Origin of the sequence: Corynebacterium efficiens YS-314 (assembly GCF_000011305.1) — a bacterium.
Lineage (GTDB): Bacteria > Actinomycetota > Actinomycetes > Mycobacteriales > Mycobacteriaceae > Corynebacterium > Corynebacterium efficiens.
Window position 1 is genome coordinate 1,454,146 of sequence record NC_004369.1, and the last position, 20,748, is coordinate 1,474,893.

Annotated in this window: 19 protein-coding genes, 3 tRNA genes, 1 pseudogene and 2 riboswitches; of the genes and pseudogenes, 17 read left to right on the plus strand and 6 right to left on the minus strand. The window is 63.3% G+C overall.

The genetic code is table 11. The annotated features are described in order from the left end of the window. Nucleotides 1-60: 60 nt before the first annotated feature. Nucleotides 61-867, plus strand: coding sequence for a fumarylacetoacetate hydrolase family protein (locus CE_RS06945; protein WP_035109513.1), 807 nt, complete (start codon nt 61-63; stop codon nt 865-867). Next, complete coding sequence (locus CE_RS06950; RefSeq protein WP_006769350.1) at nt 868-1,506, plus strand: class I SAM-dependent methyltransferase; 639 nt, start codon at nt 868-870, stop codon at nt 1,504-1,506. 7 nt (nt 1,507-1,513) lie between these two features. On the opposite strand, the gene CE_RS06955 is transcribed toward CE_RS06950, so the two are convergent. After that, nucleotides 1,514-2,644 carry an isochorismate synthase gene (locus CE_RS06955; RefSeq protein ID WP_006769351.1) on the minus strand — a complete coding sequence of 377 codons (1,131 nt, stop codon included), beginning with the start codon at nt 2,642-2,644 and terminating at the stop codon, nt 1,514-1,516. 75 nt (nt 2,645-2,719) lie between these two features. Between CE_RS06955 and gltX the strand changes: the two genes are divergently transcribed. Then, nucleotides 2,720-4,201: a glutamate--tRNA ligase gene (gltX, locus tag CE_RS06960; RefSeq protein WP_035109516.1), complete on the plus strand. Its 1,482-nt coding sequence runs from the start codon at nt 2,720-2,722 to the stop codon at nt 4,199-4,201. Nucleotides 4,202-4,207: 6 nt separating this feature from the next. Here the strand turns inward: gltX and CE_RS06965 are convergent, their stop codons facing one another. Beyond that, nucleotides 4,208-4,411, minus strand: a complete 204-nt coding sequence (locus CE_RS06965) for a helix-turn-helix domain-containing protein (protein ID WP_006769353.1) — start codon at nt 4,409-4,411, stop codon at nt 4,208-4,210. Next, entirely contained in the window at nt 4,411-4,884 is a 474-nt protein-coding gene (locus CE_RS06970; RefSeq protein ID WP_011075419.1) for a DUF2975 domain-containing protein, read from the minus strand. The genes CE_RS06965 and CE_RS06970 overlap by 1 nt, the downstream gene beginning before the upstream one ends. Before the next feature lie 631 nt (nt 4,885-5,515). On the opposite strand from CE_RS06970, the gene CE_RS06975 reads away from it, so the two are divergent. Genes CE_RS06975 through CE_RS07010 form a run of 8 tightly spaced genes read left to right on the plus strand, consistent with a single transcriptional unit; the run spans nt 5,516 to nt 13,004 of the window. After that, nucleotides 5,516-5,803, plus strand: coding sequence for a hypothetical protein (locus CE_RS06975; RefSeq protein ID WP_143758440.1), 288 nt, complete (start codon nt 5,516-5,518; stop codon nt 5,801-5,803). Beyond that, entirely contained in the window at nt 5,793-6,122 is a 330-nt protein-coding gene (locus CE_RS06980; protein WP_035109552.1) for a monovalent cation/H(+) antiporter subunit G, read from the plus strand. Before CE_RS06975 ends, CE_RS06980 begins: the two co-directional genes overlap by 11 nt. Next, on the plus strand, nt 6,119-7,099 hold the full coding sequence (locus CE_RS06985; protein WP_006769358.1) for an MnhB domain-containing protein: 981 nt from the start codon (nt 6,119-6,121) through the stop codon (nt 7,097-7,099). Before CE_RS06980 ends, CE_RS06985 begins: the two co-directional genes overlap by 4 nt. Then, a complete protein-coding gene (locus tag CE_RS06990; protein ID WP_006769359.1) occupies nt 7,096-7,446 on the plus strand; it encodes an NADH-quinone oxidoreductase subunit K in 351 nt (116 codons plus the stop codon). Before CE_RS06985 ends, CE_RS06990 begins: the two co-directional genes overlap by 4 nt. After that, a complete protein-coding gene (locus CE_RS06995) occupies nt 7,446-9,065 on the plus strand; it encodes a complex I subunit 5 family protein (RefSeq protein WP_006769360.1) in 1,620 nt (539 codons plus the stop codon). Before CE_RS06990 ends, CE_RS06995 begins: the two co-directional genes overlap by 1 nt. Beyond that, on the plus strand, nt 9,059-10,609 hold the full coding sequence (locus CE_RS07000) for a complex I subunit 5 family protein (RefSeq protein WP_006769361.1): 1,551 nt from the start codon (nt 9,059-9,061) through the stop codon (nt 10,607-10,609). The genes CE_RS06995 and CE_RS07000 overlap by 7 nt, the downstream gene beginning before the upstream one ends. After that, a complete protein-coding gene (locus tag CE_RS07005; protein WP_006769362.1) occupies nt 10,609-12,420 on the plus strand; it encodes a proton-conducting transporter membrane subunit in 1,812 nt (603 codons plus the stop codon). Before CE_RS07000 ends, CE_RS07005 begins: the two co-directional genes overlap by 1 nt. After that, nucleotides 12,420-13,004, plus strand: coding sequence for a Na+/H+ antiporter subunit E (locus CE_RS07010; RefSeq protein ID WP_006769363.1), 585 nt, complete (start codon nt 12,420-12,422; stop codon nt 13,002-13,004). Before CE_RS07005 ends, CE_RS07010 begins: the two co-directional genes overlap by 1 nt. Nucleotides 13,005-13,236: 232 nt before the next feature. On the opposite strand, the gene CE_RS07015 is transcribed toward CE_RS07010, so the two are convergent. Then, nucleotides 13,237-13,761, minus strand: a complete 525-nt coding sequence (locus CE_RS07015) for an SRPBCC domain-containing protein (RefSeq protein WP_173362568.1) — start codon at nt 13,759-13,761, stop codon at nt 13,237-13,239. Between the two features lie 209 nt (nt 13,762-13,970). Between CE_RS07015 and CE_RS07020 the strand changes: the two genes are divergently transcribed. From CE_RS07020 to CE_RS07035, 4 genes and pseudogenes are all read left to right on the plus strand, one after another. After that, a tRNA-Gln gene (locus CE_RS07020) sits at nt 13,971-14,042 on the plus strand. 39 nt (nt 14,043-14,081) lie between these two features. Next, nucleotides 14,082-14,154, plus strand: a tRNA-Glu gene (locus CE_RS07025). A 798-nt stretch (nt 14,155-14,952) separates the two neighbouring features. Next, a tRNA-Glu gene (locus tag CE_RS07030) sits at nt 14,953-15,025 on the plus strand. Nucleotides 15,026-15,390: 365 nt separating this feature from the next. Further along, a pseudogene (locus CE_RS07035) lies at nt 15,391-15,522 on the plus strand (transposase); the annotation flags it as partial. A gap of 207 nt (nt 15,523-15,729) precedes the next feature. Here the strand turns inward: CE_RS07035 and CE_RS07040 are convergent. Continuing rightward, nucleotides 15,730-16,944 (minus strand): IS4-like element ISCef4 family transposase, encoded by a 1,215-nt coding sequence (locus CE_RS07040; RefSeq protein WP_011074783.1) that lies wholly within the window; start codon nt 16,942-16,944, stop codon nt 15,730-15,732. A gap of 235 nt (nt 16,945-17,179) precedes the next feature. Here CE_RS07040 and CE_RS07045 point away from each other — a divergent pair, with 235 nt between their 5' ends. Next, nucleotides 17,180-18,022, plus strand: a complete 843-nt coding sequence (locus CE_RS07045; RefSeq protein WP_011075427.1) for an IS3 family transposase — start codon at nt 17,180-17,182, stop codon at nt 18,020-18,022. Between the two features lie 201 nt (nt 18,023-18,223). Here the strand turns inward: CE_RS07045 and thiC are convergent, their stop codons facing one another. Further along, nucleotides 18,224-19,966, minus strand: a complete 1,743-nt coding sequence (gene thiC, locus CE_RS07050; RefSeq protein ID WP_006769370.1) for a phosphomethylpyrimidine synthase ThiC — start codon at nt 19,964-19,966, stop codon at nt 18,224-18,226. Further along, nucleotides 19,963-20,075, minus strand: a riboswitch (TPP riboswitch). It overlaps the preceding gene by 4 nt. Before the next feature lie 134 nt (nt 20,076-20,209). Continuing rightward, nucleotides 20,210-20,327: riboswitch (SAM riboswitch) on the plus strand. 14 nt (nt 20,328-20,341) lie between these two features. Here thiC and CE_RS07055 point away from each other — a divergent pair. Then, entirely contained in the window at nt 20,342-20,701 is a 360-nt protein-coding gene (locus tag CE_RS07055; RefSeq protein WP_231295133.1) for a hypothetical protein, read from the plus strand. Nucleotides 20,702-20,748 lie beyond the last annotated feature (47 nt).

A 20,748-nucleotide genomic window follows, 5' to 3' on the forward strand; every position in this document is an offset into this window, starting at 1 on the left:
TCGGGGACTTTTCCCCAGGTGGGTGAGGATCGGCGGGGGAAGCCTAGTAGTATGGCCGTTATGCGTTTTGGACGAATTGCCGCCCCAGAGGGAATGTGTTTCTGCACCATCGAGGGCGACGGAGATGATATCGCCAACCTGACCGCCAAGGAGATTGAGGGAACCCCCTTCACCGAGATCAAGCACACCGGCCGCGAATGGCCACTGAAGGATGTCCGTCTGCTCGCGCCGATGCTGCCGAGCAAGGTCGTCGCGATCGGCCGTAACTACGCCGACCACGTCGCCGAGGTGTTCAAGGAGTCCGCCGAGCACCTGCCGCCGACCCTGTTCCTCAAGCCCCCGACATCCGTCACTGGCCCGGGTGCGCCGATCCGCATCCCGAGCTTTGCCACCAAGGTTGAGTTCGAGGGTGAACTCGCCGTGGTCATCGGCAAGCCGTGCAAGAATGTCAAGGCTGCAGACTGGAAGTCTGTTGTGCTCGGCTTCACCATCGTCAACGATGTCTCCTCCCGTGACCTCCAGTTCGCCGACGGCCAGTGGGCACGCGCGAAGGGCATCGACACCTTCTGCCCGCTCGGCCCCTGGATCGAATCCGACATCGACAACTTCGACTTGGACAACCTGCCCATCAAGGCACGTCTCACCCACGACGGCGTCACCGAGCTCAAGCAGGATTCCAACTCCATCCAGATGATCATGAAGATGGGCGAGATCATCGAGTTCATCACCGCCTCCATGACCCTGCTGCCGGGCGATGTCATCTGCACCGGTTCCCCGGCGGGCACCGAGGCCATGGTCGACGGCGACTTCATCGAGATCGAGATTCCGGGTCTGGGCAAGCTGGGCAACCCGGTCGAGGACGCCTGAATGGCCGACCACCACGAGCACCACGAGCACGGCCACCGGGGCCCGGGCCATCTGGCCACCCCGGAGGAGGCGGATGCCCGGTACACCTCCGCCGAGCGGGTGTGGAGCGGGAACCCGAACCAGGCGCTGGTCAGCTACCTGGGTGGGGAACCTGCCCGTGGCACCGCGCTCGACATCGGGTGCGGTGAGGGCGCTGACCTCATCTGGTTGGCCGAGCAGGGCTGGCGGGCAACCGGCATCGACTTCGCGCCCACCGCGGTCCGACGCGCCCGGGAGCTTGTCGACGCCTCACTCACCGCCCCCGACCGCCCCGAGGTGTTCGAGGTGTCCTTCACCGAGTTCGCCATCGAATCAGGCCGCCAGTTCGATCTGGTGACCTGCTCCTACGGGCAGATCCCGGCGAATGAGACCTCCATGGCACAGTTGGAGAACCTCGTCGCACCGGGCGGTATCCTGTTCATCACCCACCATGACCTCGAATCCGAGTCCGTGGCCCTGCCCCGGTGGATCGCCGATCACTTAAGTGACGAGTTCACCGTCACCGTGCTGGAGAACTTCGAACGCGATGTGCGCAGCGGTGCCGGTGCCCACCACAAGGATGATGTGGTGCTGCGTGCGGAGAAGAAGCAGGCGTCCTAGAGATCTCCTACAGGCCCAGTGAGCGCATGATGGTGCGCAGCTTGGCCGTGGTCTCGTCGAACTCCTCCTGAGCATCGGAATCAGCCACAATCCCACCGCCCGCCCACGCGCGGGCGGTTTTTCCATCCCCGGAGACCTCCGCGCAGCGGATGGCCACCATGTATTCCCCGTCACCGGTGTCATCACACCAGCCCACGGCACCGGCGTAGAAGTTGCGGGGGGATTCCGCCTCGATGATCAGGCCCTCGGCGGCATCGGTGGGGGTGCCGCAGATCGCCGGTGTGGGGTGGACCCGGATCGCCAGTTCCAGCGCCGTGGTGGAAGGATCCTTCAGGGTGCCCGCGATCGGGGTGGCCAGATGCCACATCTCATGGGTGCGGGTCAGTTCCGGGCGGGCGGGGATGTCCACCCGTGAGCACAGTGGTGCCAGCGCCGCCCGGATGTGGTCCACCACATAGGCGTGCTCCTCCAGGTTCTTGGCACTGGAATGGAGGCTGTCGGCGCGGCGGGCGTCCTCGGCCGCGTCCTCGGAACGTGGGGCGGACCCGGCCAGGGGATAGGCGGTGACGGTGGAACCCTGCCGTTTGATGAGTACCTCGGGGGAGGAACCGACCAGCATGTGGCCGGTGAACCCGGGGCCGGCGGCGGTGAGGTCGGTGATGAAACCGTCCCGGTTGTAGGAGTTGTCGATCAGGCGGGCCGCCACCAGGCGGGGGTCCACCGCGGGATCGAAGGCGATGTCGACGGCACGCGCCAGCACCACCTTGCCCAGGGCGGAATTGCGGATGGTGCGGATGGCGGCATCCACGCGTCGTAAATGCTCCTCGGGGGAGGGATCCATCCCGACCACGCGGGCGGCGAGCACCGACCCGGGACCGCGGCGGTAGTAGGCGTGTGGCTCGAGGGGGCCGTCCTCACGGATGATGCGCTCCGGCACGGTCAGCGCGGCCGGTTTGTCCCGTTCGAACGGCAGGGCACCCACGACCATCTCCACCCGCCCCCCTCGAAGCGCCTCCACGGCGTCCCAGGGGTCCGTGAAGGTCTCCTGTGAGCCCTGGGTGCGCACCGAGCCGTGCGCCCGCGAGAGGAGGAAATCCGGCGCGGTGGGCGGGGCCTGGGGGTCAAGGGGTGTAGCCATGGGTATTCATTCTAATCCCACCGGTTTCCGGGGTGGACGCGCACTCCCGGGGTGCAGGCGATTACCATAGCCAGCATGACTGATGTTCGTGTACGTTTCTGTCCCTCACCCACCGGCACCCCACATGTGGGCCTGGTGCGCACCGCCCTGTTCAACTGGGCCTACGCCCGCCACACCGGCGGCAAGTTGATCTTCCGCATCGAGGACACCGATGCCGCACGTGACTCCGAGGAGTCCTACGCCGCGCTTCTCGACGCAATGAACTGGCTCGGCCTCAACTGGGACGAGGGTGTGGAGGTCGGTGGCCCGCATGAGCCGTACCGCCAGTCCCAGCGTTCCGACATCTACCAGGATGTGCTGAAGAAACTCATCGACGCCGGCGAGGTCTACCCCGCGTACTCCACCGCGGAGGAGGTCGAGGAGCGACATCGCGCCGCCGGCCGTGACCCGAAGCTGGGCTACGACAACTACGACCGCACCCTCACCGAGGATGAGATCACCGCCTTCGAGGCCGAGGGCCGCAAGCCGGTCTGGCGTCTGCGTATGCCGGAGCAGGACTGGAAGTGGAACGACCTGGTCCGCGGCGAGGTGGAGTTCAAGTCCTTCACCCAGCCGGACTTCGTGGTGGCACGGTCCAATGGTCAGCCGCTGTACACCCTGGTCAACCCGGTGGATGATGCCCTGATGGAGATCACCCACGTCCTGCGCGGTGAGGACCTCCTGCCGTCCACCCCGCGTCAGATCGCCCTCTACGAGGCCCTCAAGCGCATCGGCGTGGCCAAGCAGACCCCGGTCTTCGGTCATCTGCCGTTCGTGATGGGGGAGGGCAACAAGAAGCTGTCCAAGCGCGATCCCCAGTCGGACCTGTTCCAGCACCGCACCAACGGCATCATCCCGGAGGGCATGCTCAACTACCTCGGTCTGCTGGGCTGGTCCCTGTCCGCCGATCAGGACATCTTCACCGTTGAGGAGTTCGTGGCGAACTTCGATATCGCCGATGTGCTCGGCAACCCGGCCCGCTTCGACCAGAAGAAGCTTGAGGCCATCAACGCCGACCACATCCGTCTGCTTCCCGCCGGGGAGTTCGAGGAGCGTCTGCGTGCGCACCTGAGCGAGTTCACCGACTTCCCGGAGGACTACCCGGCCGAGAAATTCTCCTTCGCCGCGGAGCTGGTCCAGACCCGCATCAAGACCCTCGCTGAAGGGTATGACCTGCTGAAGTTCCTCGTCACCGCAGATGAGGATCTGGTGCTCGACGAGAAGGCCGCGAAGAAGAACCTCAAGGAGGCCGCCATCGAGCCACTGGATGCCGGCATCAATGCTCTGGAAGCTGTGGCCGAGTGGACCACACCCAATATCGAGGCGGCGCTGACCAGGGCGCTCATCGAGGAACTGGGCCTGAAGCCCCGCGTGGCCTACGGTGCCCTGCGCGTGGCCATCTCCGGTGCGGCTGTGTCCCCACCGCTGTTCGAGTCCATGGAGCTGCTGGGACGCGAGTCCACGCTGACCCGTCTGCGCGCGGCACGGGCGGCCACCCCGTACCAGGCGGCGGAGTAGGTCCTTTTATCTCTCGAAGCGGATGATATCGCCGGGCTGGCAGTCCAGTTCCCGGCAGATCGCCTCCAGGGTGGTGAATCTCACCGCCTTGGCGCGACCGTTCTTGAGCACCGACAGGTTCGTCGGGGTGATCCCGATCCGCTCGGCGAGTTCGCCCACGCCCATTTTCCGCCTGGCCAGCATGACATCGAGATCCACGATGATCGGCATCAGATCACCCCGTCCAGCTCGGTGGAGAACCCGATGGCGCGGGCCAGCAGCGTGCGGGTGACGTAGACGAGCAGTGCCACACCGAGGACGAGCAGTGAGACCACCATGGCCACGATGACGAGGCCGGGGGCGTCGTCAAGCTCGGCGAGGATGTAGCCGAAGGGTAGGAGGAGCACCGCCGCCGCGGCGATGGCCACGGTGATCCTGTCCACCCAGGTGATGGCGCGCCGGTTGAAGATCTCATCGTGTTCCACCATGGCCAGCAGGCGGAACAGGCAGACGATGATGAACTGGACCAGGCCGAAGCCGGTGACGAAGAGGAGCACCAGGATCACCAGTGGGGTGCGTGAGAGCGTGCCGTGCTCCAGGGTGTCGATCACCAGCTGTGTGATCATGAGCCCTTGGACCGCCAGGGCACCGAGAAAGCCGATGCCGAAGATTATCCGGAGCGCTGAGAGAATGCGTGGGTTCATGACCCGACCCTTCCGTTTATCGAATTTTGATAGAAACATATCGAATAACGATAGGTCTGCGCAAGGGGGATGGCCCTGTGTTGTGTCAAGGTGCAGGCGGTGTACTCGCCAGAGGATTGTGGGGTGGATACCCGTTTCTGGTGACCAGCTGCTCGTGCGGGTGACACGGTCCGTGCGGAATCGGCGATGCGTGAGAGGTGTCCCTGCGGTCGGTGGTCAACCTGCCTGAATGGAGACATGCAGCCCTTCTCAGGTCATAGTGATGGCTGGGGTGTTGGGCTGGTCAAACCACCACCGGGACGGTGCCGTGCTGTTGCAGGGCCACCCGCAGCCGTTTCTCACCCCCTGGTCGGGGTTTGTCACGGATGATTCAGCCTACGGTCGTCATGACCGATTGAGAGCGCTCAACGGTGTGTGCGCGAGGGGATCTCCTCATGTCAAACAACGTAATGACCTGAAAAGGATCATCGCGAGCTGAGAAACGATGCTGGTTCAAGCAGCCTCCGGCCCCGGCATACGAACGGAGATTTAGTTAAACTGGCGGGCCGAAACTGCAGAGAAAGTGCGGTGGCCTTCCGGTGGCACCGTGCTGTGGCCGGAGGGGAGGAACGCATTGGATTTTCTACTCAGCATGGTTTTCCTGGTGCTGCTGGTGAATTTCCTTGTCGCTCTGATCGTCGTGCTCCGACGTGACCGTTCCGGTGGCTGGTTGCTGGTCCTCCTGCTGTCGAGCACCACCGGGGCCGCCCTGACCGCCGTTTTCGGGTTGCTCGTGGCGGAGGATGCCTCCCGGATCGCTGATGTCGCCCTCATCTTCACTGCTCTCGCCGCAGTGAGTGCCGCGGTCGCGGTGGTGGCGGGTCGACGCCGTGCGGATTCGGTCGCTGTCCGGAGGAGTGGGGATGCCCATGGTGTCTGACCTCATCGGCGCCGGCCTCATGATCCTCGGTCTCGTGTTCTTCACCGCGGGAACCGTCGGATTGCTCAGGTTCCCTGATGTGCGGAGTCAGCTGCATGCGCTGACAAAGGCGGACAACCTGGGACTGGGGTTGGTGCTGTTGGGGGTCGCGATCCAGGCGGGGGAGGTTTCCACCGCGATTCTGCTCCTGCTGGTCTGGGTGCTGGCGCTCGGAGCCGCCTCGGTCTCTGCACAGGCGCTCGCCGGGGTGGAGGCCCGCAAAGTGACCGAAGCCCCGCCGATGGGTGGGACGTCGGCAGGCGCGGAGGGGGATCGGTGACAGAGACCCTGCAGTATTCATCCACCCCCGGTGTCGGCATCCTGGACATCGTTCTTGCAGTGGGGGTGCTGCTGGCTGGTGGCATGGCGCTCGGCAGACGGTCCCGACGGGGCCAGACGGGAGCATTTCTGTCCCTGGGGGTGATCCTCAGTCTGGTGTGGCTCCGGCTGGGCTCCCTCGACATCGCCTTCGCGGAGGCGGCACTCGGCACCGGTCTATTGAGCGCAGTGCTGGTCTGGCTGGGAGTCCACCCGGCCCCGGAGGGGGAGAGGCGCCGAACCGCCCCCGCCTGGCTCACTGCCAGCGTCGGGGTACTCGTGGGGGCCCTCCTCACCGTGGTGGCCGGGGCGGTGCTGCTGCGGGCAGAGCAACGCCTGCCCGACTGGTCGGCCCCTCTGGCCACCGAGTTACCCGCCACCGGCGTCGAGCACGCGATCACAGGAGTGCTCCTGGCCTTCCGTGGCTACGACACGCTCCTGGAATCCGCGGTACTCCTGTTCGCCGGTGTCATAGTCCTGGCTGTGGGACGGGACAACGGGCTGCCCCACGTGCTCATGCCACAACCCGCCCTGCCGTCCATCCTCCGGTTCTACGCCCGCATCGCCGCACCCGTGCTTCTGCTGCTCGGACTGTGGCTGCTGTTCGCCGGCAGCTCCGGCCCGGGCGGGGCCTTCCAGTCGGGCGCGGTCCTTGCGGGCCTGCTGATCCTGCTGCGCACCGCCCAGGTCGACCTGTCGGTCCTGACCCGGTGGTGGCTACCGCTGCTGCTGGTAGTGGGCGTCATCGTCTTCATCCTGGCCGGCCTTCTCGGTCCCGTCGTGGGTTATCCGTGGCTGAGCTGGGTGGGGGACTGGGCGTTCGCGACGATTCTCATGGTCGAGGTGTTCCTCACCGCCGGGATCACAGCTGGTCTCTACCTCCTCTACCTCGGTCTGGAGAACCCGGGCCGGAGGATCCGGGAGGTGGAGGACGCGTGACCGAGGTGATCTCCGCGATCAGCATTGTCCAGTGGTATCTGGGTCTGGCGGTGATGCTTCTCGTCACCGGTCTGGTCCGGATGCTGCTGGTGGAGGACCGGGTGGCCCGGCTGGTTGCGATGAATGTCGTCGGGTCCGGATCCCTACTCGTGTTGGTGGCACTGGGGGCCCGTTCCGACCCCGCCGATCCCGTCCTGTCGGCCCTCGTGATCACCGGTCTGGTCATCACGGTGGCGTTCACGGGGGTCGGGGCGGTGCTCATCCGCCGCATCGAGGGACTCAGAACCACCGAAGGCACAGAGCACACCGGGCAGACAGAGACCCGGCGGGGAGAGGAGGCGCAGTGATGACCCTTCCCCAGTTCAGCCTCGGCGCGCTTGTACTGTTCCCGCTGCTTATGGCGGCGTTGACAGTCTTGCTCCCGGTAGGGAAGCGGCGTATCGCGGGCATTGTCACCGCCGTCGGCGTCGTTCTGCTCACGTTGCCGGTCGTGGCCACGGTGGCCGGGGGTGACCTTCTCGAACTGTCCCTCGGCGGTTACGACGCCCCGCTGGGCATCACGTTGCGTGCAGATGGGCTGTCGGTGCTGTTCCTCCTGCTCACCACCGTCGTCGGGGGTCTGGTCAGTGTCTACGCCGCCCTTGTCCCCGCCTCGACGGGGCAACGTCTGGTGGCCGTGGACAGTGCGGGGGAGACGCTTGAGTGGCGTTCCGGACATCCCGGCTACTGGCCACTGTGGTTGGGGTGTTGGGCCGGTCTCAATACGGTGTTCGTCTCCGGAGACCTGTTCAACACCTATGTCGGCCTTGAGCTTGTCGCCCTGACGGCCGTGGGGCTGGTGGCACTCGGCGGTTCCGACGCCTGGCGGGCGGCCCTGCGTTACCTGTTCATCGCGGTGCTGGGGGCGATGCTGTTCCTGGTGGGTGTCGGGCTGCTCGTCGCGGCGACGGGCACCCTCGACATCCAGCAGGCCGCCCGGGTGATCGAGCAGGAACCCGGCACCCATCCCCCGGTGGTGCTCGCGCTGGTGTTGATCACCGTGGGTCTGGTGATGAAGGTCGCGCTGGTGCCCATGCACGGGTGGCTCATCCCCGCCCATTCAGGCGCTCCGGGGGCCGTGTCCCCGTTGCTGTCGGCCCTGGTCATCAAGGCATCATTCTTCGTCCTCCTGCGCTGCTGGCTGTGGGTTGCAGGCCCCGGCATGATCCCAGCCCTGGTCGACGGCCCGCAACTGGCGGATGAGACGTGGCTGACCGTGCTCTCCGGGCTGGGGTGGCTACTGGGAGGCCTCGGCCTGGTGGCGATCGTCCTCGGCTCCATCCTCGCGCTCCGGCAGCCACGGCTCAAGCCGTTGGTGGCCTACTCCACTGTCGCTCAAGCCGGGTACTGGTTCCTGTTCTTCCCGATTCTCCTGGATCCCGGCTCCGAACAGACCGTGACCACACTCGCCGACGGGGCCGTGATCGGCGGGGCTACCACCGGCACCATTGGGTTGCTGCTGGGGCATGGTGTGGCGAAGGCTTCCCTCTTCCTCGTGGCCGGGCACCTCAAAATCAACTACGGCACCGATGAGCTGGCCCGGCTGCGTGGGGCAGGGCAGCGGGATCCGATGCTGATCATGGCGATGGGGCTGGCAGTGGTCGGGCTGGCCGGACTGCCGTTCTCGCTGGCGTTCAGCGGCAAGTGGGAGCTGGCCACCGCCGCCGTGGCGGCGGAACATTTCTGGATCGTGCTGACGGTAGTGGTCGCCACCCTGTTGTCGGCCGCTTACCTTTTCAAGGCACTGGCCCCGTTACTGGTTGCGGAGACAGAGGAGGGGGACATGATCCAGCCTGGTGGACTGCCAAGGGAGAAGGTCTCCTTTGCCGCCCAGGTGGTGCCGTTCACCTTGGGCACCCTGACGATCCTGACGGGTTTCATGGGCTTCTGGGTCTCCGACATGCTGGAGGTGGGTGCGCCATGGTGACGTTGTTCTCCCCGGAGGTACTGTCCTGGATTCCGTTGGTGATGCTGTTACTGTCCCTGCTCGCGGCGCTGCTGATCTTCCCCCTGCCTGAGGAACGGGTCCGGCTGAGGTCGACGATCAACCTCAGCGCCGCCGGCCTGAAGGTACTGCTGGTGATGCTGCTGTTCCCGGTGGTGCTGGATGCCGATCTGCGGCCCGAGTTCAGCATGCCCTTCCTGCCCGGCAGTGACCTGGTGCTGCGGGTGGATCCACTGGCCCTGTTCTTCGCCACCCTGTCCGCGGTGCTGTGGCTGCTGACCACGGTCTACGCCATCGGATACCTGGGGGAGGGGCAGAACCGCAGCCGCTTCTTCGGTTTCTTCAGCCTCTGTGTCACCGCGACGGTCGGCATCTCCTTCTCCGGCAACCTCATCACCTTCCTGGTCTTCTACGAGATGCTGACCCTGGTGACGTACCCGCTGGTCGCCCACTGGGGGGACCGCGCCTCCCTAAAGGCGGCGCGGGTGTATCTGCGCTATACGCTCAGTGGAGGCCTGGCACTGCTCATCGGTGTGGTGTGGTTGACGATCTACGCAGGTCCGGTGGACTTCGCACCCGGCGGTGCTGTCGGGGTGACCGAGGTGGCCACACATTCGCCTGGGATCGCCATCGTCATCTTCGCGCTCCTGGTCGGCGGTCTGGGTGTCAAGGCGGCTCTGGTCCCGCTGCACGGGTGGCTGCCGAACGCGATGGTGGCACCCGCCCCGGTTTCCGCCCTGCTGCACGCGGTCGCCGTGGTCAAGGCGGGTGTGTTCGGTATCGTCCGGGTCATCGACGACGTCTACGGCATCGGGGTGGCTTCGGAGCTGGGGGTACTGACCCCGCTGCTCGTGGTCGCCTGCGTGACCATCATCTACGGCTCTTACCAGGCACTGCGTCAGATCGACCTGAAGAAGCGTCTGGCCTTCTCCACAGTCTCGCAGGTCAGCTACGTGGCGGTGGGCATCTCCCTGGCAACAGTCGCCGGTGTGACGGGCGGTGTGGCCCACCTTGTCCATCAGGGCATCATGAAGATCACCCTGTTCTTCTGTGCCGGGCTCTACGCCGAGACCCTCGGCGCCAAACGGGTGGACCAACTGACCGGTCTCGGGCACCGGATGCCGGGAACATCCCTGGCCTTCACGATCGGTGCCTTCGGCATGATCGGCCTGCCCCCGACCGCCGGTTTCATCTCCAAGTGGCAGCTGGGCGTGGGAGCCCTCGAGGCGGATCATTCCTGGGTGGTCGCCGTCCTCGTGGCCTCCTCACTGCTCAACTCCATGTATTTCCTCCCCATCGTCTACCGCCTGTGGTTCCGGAAGCCGGACCGGGACGGCGACAGCGCGGATGACAGTGCTTCCTCCGCCACCGGGGGCGCAACCCAGGTCCGTGTCCGGGAACCGAAGGCGTTGCTCGTGCCCGCTCTCCTCACCGCCGCAGCCACCGTTGCCTTCGGTGTTGTCGCTTCGGTTCCCTTCGCCCCGCTGCAGATCGCGGGACAGATCGCCGAGGGGGTGTTCAACTGATGCTGGCGGCCGCACTCCTACTGCCCGTGGCGTTTATCGCCCTCATCGCGATGGCCGGTATCGTCCCGGCCCCGGACAGGCACCGGATCCGCCGGGTCGGATCGGTGCTGGCACCGGTGGCAGTGCTGCCCGCTGCCACTGCCGCGGTCGGGGGCTCCCCCGAACCGTGGGAGGTCCCGTGGTTGCTCTTCGGCTCGAACTTCGCCATCGATGAGGTGGCCAGGCCTCTGCTGCTGGTCACGGCGCTGCTCTACGGCTCCGCACTGGTGGCGATCGCCTGGGTCCGTCCCGGGGACCGGGAACCTCGGGTTGCCACCTTGTCGGCTTTTCTCCTGGCCTGCTACACGGGCAACATCGGCGTATACCTTGCCTCGGACACGGTGGCCTTCTATCTGGCCTTCGCGGCGATGAGCTTCTCGGCCGCCGGCCTGGTCATCCACTACCGGACCCGGCAGGCCCGCCGGGCCACCGTCATCTACCTGATCATGTCGGTCATCAGCGAGACCTCCCTGCTGGCGGGGATGATGCTGGTCGTCCACGCCGGCGGGGGACAGCTTGTCGACGCCCCGCAGGCAGTGCTTGACTCGCCCCACACGGGCCTGACACTCACCCTGCTGTTCATCGGGTTCAGCATCAAGGCGGGCACCCTGCCACTTCACGTGTGGCTCCCGCTGGCACATCCGGCCGCTCCACCTGCGGCCTCGGCTGTGCTCTCCGGGGCGATGGTCAAGGCAGGCCTCGTCGGCTGGCTGCGGTTCTTCCCGACAGCAGCCGACCCCCTCGGTGAGGATGCGGTGATCACGCTCGCCCGGGTTATGCTGATGCTCAGCCTGCTGGGAGCCTTCCTCGCCGTGCCTCTCGGGGTGCTGCAGAACAACCCGAAGGTCATCCTGGCATATTCGACGATCTCCCAGATGGGCTTCATCGGCGCGGTGGTCGCCGCTGGCATGCTGCTGCCGGGAGCGGCCACCGCCGCCACCGCCGCGGCGGTGCTCTACGCGGTCCATCACGGCTTTGCGAAGGCTTCGCTGTTTCTCGGTGTGCCCGTGCTCCGGCATTTCGGCCGGGGCGCGATCGGCGTGGCAGTGCTCGCCGGGTTGCTCTGGGCAGGCCTGTCCGTGGCCGGTGCTCCCGGGACCTCCGGGGCTTTCGCGAAGTACGTCTCCAAGGAGGCGGTGGCTGACATCACGGTGTTCGGCATCGGACTCGACGTTCTCCTGCCCCTGGTGGCCACTGGGTCAACCCTCCTGCTGATGCGTTTCGCCTGGGTGATGTGGCGTGAGGAACGCACCTCCCGCCCGGTGCCCGACGGGGAGTTCGGCGCGTGGGTGGCGCTCTGTCTGGCCGGACTGACGGTGCCCCGGTGGGTGGGCTCGGACTGGCTGCCACTGGACCCGCCCATCTGGGGCCCCGGCACGCTCTGGGACATGATCTGGCCCATCGCGCTGGGACTGCTGCCGGGCCTGGTGGTCTGGTGGCTGGCTGCCCGGCAACGGTTACCCGGGTGGTTCCCCGCCGCCGACGGTTCTCTGGCACCACCGGGGGATCTCGTAGTCGTCGAGGAGCGGGGTGTCCTGCGGGCATGGTCGGCCGGCGCACGGGCCCTGACTGCTGTGCACACCGGAGCGCGCCGGGCTGCGGGGGTCGGAACCACCGCCGTGCTGGGTGCTGGTGACCGGATCCAGCGCGCCGCCGTCGCCAGCGAGGCATTGGTGCGTGAGTGGCGTGGCGCAGGTTTGGCCATCCTCCTGCTGCTGGGTGGGGTGGCGGCACTGGTGGCACTGGGTCTGCTGACGGGGGAGTGGTTCTGATGAGGACAGTTGCAGGCATCGTCGTGCGGGTCGTGTTGTTCGCGCTGGTATGGGTGGCGTTGGCGGGTTGGGACCCCGGCTACGCGACCTACGGCATCGTGAGCATCATCGCAGCCACCGCCCTCAGCGTCGTGCTCATCCCCCCGGGCCGGGCAGATATCCGGGCCTGGCCACGGCGGGGGTGGGCCCTCCTCCGGTTGGTCGGCTGGTTCCTCCGGCAGGCGATAGTGGGTGGGGTGGATGTCGCGCTGCGTGCGGTCCGCCGAACCCCTGACATCGACACGGCTGTGGTGGTGGTGCCCTTCACCCTCCCGCCGGGTCCCGGACGGGAGACGGCGATGCTGCTGATGAACCTTATGCCGGGCACGATGGTGCAGCAGGCGGTGGCCGTCGACAAGGATGGTCGACTCACGGATGCCGACTGCCCCGGTGCCGTCGCCACCGGTGTGGAGCTGCACACCCTGTCGGAGGACCTGGCGCCGGCCCGGCAGTGGGCGGAGCTGGAACGGCGGGTTGCCGCGACCTACGGCGTGGAGGTGGGTGGAAACACCGACTTCAGTGAACCGTCCGCGCGCGCGGAGTAGTGAACACCCTCGTCTCACCGCTCAGTGTGTCGGTGTAGGCCAGCTCGCGGGTGATCAGGTGCATGGGCTCCGTCCTGTCCCCGGCATGGATGCGCGGGTCGACGGGGTCACGGAGGATTGGCACACCAGCCCCCAATGTGCGGGTGATCTGTAAACCGCTTCTGGTAGGCCCCGCAGAGGTCAAACGGTTGAGCCGGTGTGCGGGGTGGGGGTTCGGGCGTCGTGAAGCGTTCTAGTGCTGCTCGAGGAGCGCCTTGAGCTTCGCGTTCGAGGTGTCCTGCAGGTGTTCGATACTGGTCAGGAAAGGCACGCCGGGGGAGAGCATGCCACTGAAGGTCATGGTCTGGGTGACCTCGGTGAGGTTATCCTCCACGCGGCTGAGGCGGATGGTGTCGGTGACGGACAAGACCCACCGTGCGATGATCTTCGCCTCCCAGGTCATTTCGGTCTGGGGTTCTAACACGGTGAGGGTCGGGCGGAAAGAAGCCCGTAGGCGAGAGGTCTCCGGGTGGTGGGTGTGCATGCGCAGTTTCCTGCCCTCCTCCAGGCCCTCCGGTGCGCTGGAATGGACGATGTGATCATTCCACTCTGAGGCACGGCCGAGGTCGGTCACCAGGTCCCAGACCTCATCCACGGACGCATTGATCCGGACGGTACGGGTGGCAGACAGCGGCAATGCGCGGCTGACAGCCCAGGAGGAGAATGCGGCCACGCCGGCCCAGAAGATCAGTGGGATGAGCAGTGCTGGGAAGGGCATGCGGAGAGGATCCTCTCTGAAGTTGTCCATGGGGGCGGATCTTCAATACTAGTGGGGATCAGGGATTTTGGGGGAGGGGATCTCACTGGTTTATCGATGCTCTTACCTGCGGATTTGTGACTTTCAGTTGAATGTGGCTATAGTATTCACCTGTTGCACGGAGTTGGATAACCCGCCAGGCGGTGAAGTTGTCTGATGATGTCAATGATTGGCCTATGGTGTAATTGGCAACACAAGGGTTTCTGGTACCCTCATTCTAGGTTCGAGTCCTGGTAGGCCAGCTGCGATCAGCTGGATTTTATAGTGATCGTGTCCTTTATGCCCCGTTCGTCTAGAGGCCTAGGACGCCGGCCTCTCACGCCGGTAACACGGGTTCGAATCCCGTACGGGGTACAACGCACTGGCACCGATTCTCAGATAGAGAATCGGTGCTTTTCGTGATTTCGCATACGTCTGATGTCACCCCTGCCCAGGACGAGCATACTGGTCAGATGAGCTGCGGATTTTCATTTAGTGGGGGTGGCCCTATCAATGCAAAAGGATGCCTTTATCCGCATGGGCTTTACCCACTGTTGACCTGACGTTAGAGTCGAATTCAACAGAGAAGTTCAATCCCGATATCTCGAAGGAACCAGCTGCTGACCAGCGTAAATGGATCCCCAGAGTTTCGGAACGGGCGCTCTGGAATCAGTGGAAACCGATCCAGTAAAGGAGAGTGTATGGCAGTAAGTGAAGAGAAGACGAAGTTCGGACGCAACGAAGCCGTCCTCGAAGCAGCTGGCAATGCCGTAACCATGGATTCCGAGCGCTAGAGATGCGTGAATCAGGAGCTCGCTACGAGATGACACCTCGTTGGAGTCATTCGACACCCACCTTCACCCCCTTCAACAACCCACACCCGGCACATTAAGCCCCCGATGGGCACAGCGGACGTAACACCGAGGACAATCAACTCGGGTTAACGAAACTTCCGAACCGAAGCCGGAAAGCGGTGGCAGCAGGTTGGAGCCACAGGTGGACGTGAGAGAGTCGGATCAAGAACTAAAAATTGGTCCCTGCACACTGACACCCCTCCGAGAACACCCGGAGCGGGTGTCCTTCCATGTGTGCGACCATGTGCCGAGAAAACAGGTACTGACCACCTGATTTGTGTGATTAAACCGTGCTGACATATAGTTTTCTGCGTACCGCGCCCCGTTCGTCTAGAGGCCTAGGACGCCGGCCTCTCACGCCGGTAACACGGGTTCGAATCCCGTACGGGGTACAGATTAAAGAAGCCACTCAGTGAATTTCACTGAGTGGCTTTTTCTTTGTTCAAGCGGTGGTTTGGAAGATGCGGGTTAAGGGACAAAAAGTGGGTTAAGGGACAAAAAGTGTGTCCGGCTCCGGCGTGTCGCCGAGGCCGGATCCGGTGTTATCGGCCTACCGATCCCTGTCTGGTACCCATAGAGTGTGAATACGTGGAGTCGATCGCGGTGTCGTAGGTAGCTGGTCGACCGTCATCGTGTCCGTGGATGTTCCCGATCTCGGTTGCCAGTACTTCAGCTGCAAGCTGACGTGCGTGTTGACCCCTGTTTGGTGGACACGCTGACCCTGGCCCAGAATGGGCCGGAGAATGCGAGAAACACCATGCCGAAGAACACCTACACCGATGAGTTCAAAGCCGACGCGGTCCGGCTCTACGAGACCACCGAGGGTGCCTCGTTCTCGATGATCGCCACCGATCTGGGCATCAGCCGGGCGACGTTGAAGAACTGGGTCTACGCCCAATACCGTTAAGTTAGTGGTGGGATGACGGTGACCACTGGGCCGAGTGGCCGACCACAATGATGGGATCGTTTCACCGGCCATTTCGACATCTTTCGTTTAATCACCCGCGGATTCTTCCGCCTTCGTCGCGGTGGGTTGAGGTACCTGGCCAGCCAAGACACTGCCCGATCCCATAAACTTCGGGCGGTGTGCGGGTCGTCAGGGGGGAAAAGAGCCCTGGATCACCGAACGACGGGTAAGCTTCAAGGCCTTAACAAATGACACCCGCACCGGAGGGTGCTCACTGGCAGTGGCCGCATCAGCCATCAGTGTCCTGATCGCGTAGTGGCAGCACAGATGCCCCCAGATCTCCTGACGCACCAACTCCGGGGACTTTGACCGCAACACCCTTTCTCGTCCACGCTGATGGGTTTTCAACTCATCGAAAGTGTTCTCGATCTCCCACCGGGCGTGATACGCCGCGATCAGATCCTCCACCGACACCTCATCAGGATCCAACAAGGTGGTCAACAACCGATGCTGCTGGTCGACAATGCCAGCCTCATCGTCACCGGTATCGATGTGGTAGTCCACCACCCGCACCATCCTTGGGGCAACCTGCCGCCACCCCGGCCCACTGCTCGGGGTAATCGTGGCCAACCATGTTCCATCCTCCAGGGTTCGCACATGGTGTGGTTTCACATTGTTCCGGATCCGCCACACCAGATCCGCACCACGGTCCTGGGCGGTAGCCCACCGGTGGAAACTATAAAACCCCCGATCAGCGACCAGTACTGAGCCTGGATCCAGCCGGTCGATCAGTTCATCAGCCAGGGTCGTTTCCCCGGTGCCCAGCCCGCCGATGACCGCGTCCAGGATCGCATGTGATCCACATTCCGCGATCGCCACGACACGGGCCTGCGGGTACCCGGCCTGACCACGTCCGGTGCCGGGACGCCCGAAATGCTCGACATTGGCTGGCGTATCCGGGACATCCAAGGTGGTGCCATCAACAGCCAACAGGCGTTTGCCCGCCAGCCAGGCCCCCTCCCACCCCGGCCGGGCCAATGGTTGGGCAACACGGGCAAACAACGCTGCCATCGGTTCATGTCCCAGCCTGACCCTGGCCTGGAAAATCGCGGAGCGTGACGGAGCAGGTACTGCCTGTTCCTCCCACCTGCAGGCCCAGGACAGTCCATCGGTGAGATCGGCGTAGATATCCTCATAGGATCCATCGGAGTTCAAAGCCATTGTGATGGTGTAATACACCATTACCCGGGAGGGCAGGATGCGGGATCGTTGCTGGGTACGACCGGCCTGCGCGACGACCTCGTCCACGACATCGGCCGGAAACACCCGGGTGAGCAGGCCCACCGAGATTAAATCCGATAACCGACGATCAGTATCAGGTTGTGTCCGTCCATGTCGAGGCATAGCACAACACTACACCCACTAACTTAACGGCATTGGGTCTACGCCACCCGCAAGGGCCCGCGGCGTCCAGCCCAGCCGCACCGCCGAGGACCCCACCGACGAGCTGCTGCGCCTGCGCAAAGAAGTCCAGCACCTGCGCTCGGAGACCCAGAAGCTTTCCACCGAGCGCGATATCCTGCGCAAGGCCGCGAAGTATTTCGCGGGAGAGACGACCTGGTGATCCGCTTCCAGTTCGTTGACGACTACGCCACCACCTACTCGGTCAAGCTTTTACAAGTGGCGGGACGGCAAGCCTGCCCGCAGGCAGCGCCAGCACGCCGATGAGGTGCTGGTGGCCCAGATGCGGGACTACCACGAGGAGTTCGACGCCACGATCGGAGTGCGCCGCATGACCGCCGAAATCAACGACACCGCGCCCACGCGGGTCAACCACAAACGCATCGAACGTCTCATGCGCCAGCACCAGATCGCCGGGGTGAACCTGCGCAAGAAGAAACGCACCACCATCCCGGACCAGGACGCGAGGGTCTTCGACGACCTCGTCGGCCGAGACTTCACCGCCGAGGACTGCAACCAGCTCTATATCGGCGACATCACCTACTTGCCCTGCGGGAAAGGAGAATTCATGTACCTGGCCACGGTCATCGACGTCTGTTCCAGGCGTCTGGTCGGCTACTCGCTTGCGGACTACATGCGTACCAGTCTCGTCCAGGACGCGATTGAGGACGCGGCACGCACGAGAGGCTCCCTGGACGGGGCAATATTTCACTCGGACCACGGCAGCGTCTATACCTCCTCAGCGTTGCAGACCACGTGCCGGAGGCTGGGGATCCGCCAGTCGATGGGCCGGATCGGATCGAGTGCGGATAACGCGATGGCTGAGTCGTTCAACGCCTCGCTGAAGCGGGAGACGCTGCAAGGTTCTGGTAGCTGGGCGTCGCCGGTTCAGTGTCGACGGGAGGTGTTCCGGTGGATCACGAGGTACAACACACGTCGTCGGCACTCCGGGATCAGTTACTTATCGCCGAGAGCTTTCGAAGATGCGGCCTCGGCTGTTACCGTGGCGCCTGCTGCTTGATCAATCCTGCGTGTCCCCTCAAAGGGGGACACCCCCCACTTGATCATGCAGGAAGAATAATCCCGCATGATTTTGTGTTGCGTGGTCAGATGTCAGAGGGCATCAATTCACCTGAAGATGTCCGAGAAATCATCTGGCCTCTGGTGGCAGAGCACTTTCAAGAAATCTGGGATCGGCCCGACAATCACTAGCAATTACCCGTCACTCCCGATAAACCTCGCCACCACCGGCAACAAATTCCCGGGACTTTTCTTTCATGCCTTCCGTGGAATCAGAAGCCCCAACCCCAGGCATCCCCAATTCAGCGATTTGCTCGCCAAACATATCGCGAATGTCCTGGCTAATGCGCATGGAGCAGAACTTTGGGCCACACATGGAACAGAAGTGCGCTGTCTTCGCGGGTTCTGCCGGCAGGGTTTCATCGTGATAAGCGATGGCGGTGTCGGGGTCGAGGGAAAGCGCAAATTGATCATTCCAGCGGAATTCAAAACGTGCCTTGCTCATAGCATCGTCCCAAGCTCGCGCGCCAGGGTGGCCTTTGGCAACGTCAGCAGCGTGGGCTGCGAGCTTGTAGGTGATGACGCCGGTTTTTACGTCGTTACGGTTGGGTAGGCCCAGGTGTTCCTTCGGGGTGACATAACAGAGCATGGCGGTTCCACCCATGGCGATGTGAGCTGCACCGATGGCGGAGGTGATGTGGTCATAGCCTGGTGCAATGTCGGTAACTAAGGGTCCAAGAGTGTAAAAAGGAGCGTCAGCAGCCCACTTTTGTTCCAGCTCGTTGTTTTCTTGAATCATGTTCAGTGGAACGTGGCCGGGGCCTTCAACCATCACCTGCACGTCATATTCCCAAGCGCGCTGGGTTAACTCACCGATGGTCTTTAGTTCAGCAAATTGAGCGGCGTCATTGGCGTCGGCGAGTGATCCGGGGCGCAGGCCATCGCCGAGTGAGAAGGCCACATCATATTGTGCAAAGATCTCGCACAGCTCGTCGAAATGCTCAAAGAGGAATGACTCGCGGTGGTGCGCTAGGCACCACCCGGCCATGATGGAACCGCCACGGGAGACAATGCCGGTTACCCGGCGCGTGGTTAGCGGGATATAGGCCAGCAGTACGCCGGCGTGGATGGTCATATAGTCCACACCTTGTTCGCATTGCTCAATGACGGTATCGCGGAATACTTCCCAGCTGAGGTCGGCGGCTACGCCATTTACTTTTTCCAGCGCTTGGTAGATCGGGACGGTGCCGATGGGAACCGGGGAGTTGCGGATAATCCATTCGCGAGTGGTGTGAATGTCATCGCCGGTAGACAGATCCATCACGGTATCGGCACCCCAACGTGTGGCCCATTGCAGCTTGGATACCTCCTCCTCGATGGAAGAGGTGACGGCGGAATTGCCGATATTGGCGTTGATTTTGGTTAGAAATTTGCGACCAATAATCATCGGCTCCGATTCCGGGTGGTTGACATTATTGGGAATAATCGCACGTCCGCGGGCAACTTCAGAGCGCACAAATTCCGGATCAACGTGTTCGCGCAGCGCCACAAACTCCATTTCCCGAGTGATCTCGCCGGCTCGCGCATAGGCCATTTGGGTAACGCGCTTGCCAGGCAACGCCTTCAAAGGCGCTGGTTTTTGGCCTTTCCACTCAGCTGAAGCTTGACCTCGACGCATTGCCGAGCGGCCGTCGTCGATAAGCAAACGCTCGCGCCCGGTGTACTCGGTGACGTCGCCGCGGGCGGTGATCCAAGGTGTGCGCAGGCGCGGAAGTCCCAGCGTAGGGTCAGTTTCTGGGCCACGCGTGCGGTAGATGCGAAAAGGCTCGTTGGGGCCACTTGGCGAGTCATCGAGGGCGATTTCAGTCTCGGGAACTTCAAGGCCGTGCTTGCGGATGGGGGAGTAGCTGTGCTTCGGGTGGATCTCATTTTGGGTAGGCGTCATTGCACCATTCCTCTCTTCCTTCGCCGGTACTAACCGGACAGGTTCGAACGGTGCTCGCGCAGCAATCAGCGCGATCTCAGCCCGTGCTCGGGCGCCCGTGGGGACTGCCGTCAAAACTAGCGCGTTGCCCGCGTGGGCGTGAAAGTTACCCCCATGCGGGGGTTGAGGGAGGGGGCTTTTCGACGAGTGCCTGTGGCGGTGGGCTTGCATCTAGACCAAGCGGTCTGCTAACCTCATCTTCGCGATCAAGAAGTTCAGCCTCTAAGCCCTTCGGCAGGCTGACTGGCAACCGCGCAACGCACACGGTGCCCCCGAAGGAAGATCCGCTCTGTACTCAAAAGACTGCAGAGAAGAGCGATTATGAAGGAGATTCCCATGCGGAATACCTATGAAAACACCCCGCTAGTAATCAGATTGCACAACAAGTGCGGGCACACTCAATCCGGGCATGATGTGTTTTACCTTCGGGCAAAGGTAACCCTGGAAAGATCGGAGTGGTTGCCGGTTTCCAATCTGCGAATGGACGGGGAGTGGGTCGAATTTGATGCCGGTGACAAGCATTATCGCGGTTGGAATCACAACAGCGAACTAATTGCACAGGTCATCGCTGTCGATCCAACAGCTCAGTGGGAAGATAGCAGTAGTTTCGGTGGTCTCCTGCGGCTACCAACTGAAGGTGGTTTCCATATCTTCAACCTTGGCTTCAAGCGGACCGTAGAGGGCTGCACTAGGTAGAAGTAGGTCTTGGGGGAAGGTCATCTTGGAGATTTAATCAAGAGTTG

Coding starts and splice junctions, on each gene's coding strand:
- CE_RS06945 (WP_035109513.1), top strand. CDS start 61: ATGCGTTTTGGACGAATTGCCGCCCCAGAGGGAATGTGTTTCTGCACC.
- CE_RS06950 (WP_006769350.1), top strand. CDS start 868: ATGGCCGACCACCACGAGCACCACGAGCACGGCCACCGGGGCCCGGGC.
- CE_RS06955 (WP_006769351.1), bottom strand. CDS start 2,644: ATGGCTACACCCCTTGACCCCCAGGCCCCGCCCACCGCGCCGGATTTC.
- gltX (WP_035109516.1), top strand. CDS start 2,720: ATGACTGATGTTCGTGTACGTTTCTGTCCCTCACCCACCGGCACCCCA.
- CE_RS06965 (WP_006769353.1), bottom strand. CDS start 4,411: ATGCCGATCATCGTGGATCTCGATGTCATGCTGGCCAGGCGGAAAATG.
- CE_RS06970 (WP_011075419.1), bottom strand. CDS start 4,884: ATGAACCCACGCATTCTCTCAGCGCTCCGGATAATCTTCGGCATCGGC.
- CE_RS06975 (WP_143758440.1), top strand. CDS start 5,516: ATGGTTTTCCTGGTGCTGCTGGTGAATTTCCTTGTCGCTCTGATCGTC.
- CE_RS06980 (WP_035109552.1), top strand. CDS start 5,793: ATGGTGTCTGACCTCATCGGCGCCGGCCTCATGATCCTCGGTCTCGTG.
- CE_RS06995 (WP_006769360.1), top strand. CDS start 7,446: ATGACCCTTCCCCAGTTCAGCCTCGGCGCGCTTGTACTGTTCCCGCTG.
- CE_RS07000 (WP_006769361.1), top strand. CDS start 9,059: ATGGTGACGTTGTTCTCCCCGGAGGTACTGTCCTGGATTCCGTTGGTG.
- CE_RS07005 (WP_006769362.1), top strand. CDS start 10,609: ATGCTGGCGGCCGCACTCCTACTGCCCGTGGCGTTTATCGCCCTCATC.
- CE_RS07010 (WP_006769363.1), top strand. CDS start 12,420: ATGAGGACAGTTGCAGGCATCGTCGTGCGGGTCGTGTTGTTCGCGCTG.
- CE_RS07015 (WP_173362568.1), bottom strand. CDS start 13,761: ATGCCCTTCCCAGCACTGCTCATCCCACTGATCTTCTGGGCCGGCGTG.
- CE_RS07040 (WP_011074783.1), bottom strand. CDS start 16,944: ATGCCTCGACATGGACGGACACAACCTGATACTGATCGTCGGTTATCG.
- thiC (WP_006769370.1), bottom strand. CDS start 19,966: ATGACGCCTACCCAAAATGAGATCCACCCGAAGCACAGCTACTCCCCC.
- CE_RS07055 (WP_231295133.1), top strand. CDS start 20,342: ATGCGGAATACCTATGAAAACACCCCGCTAGTAATCAGATTGCACAAC.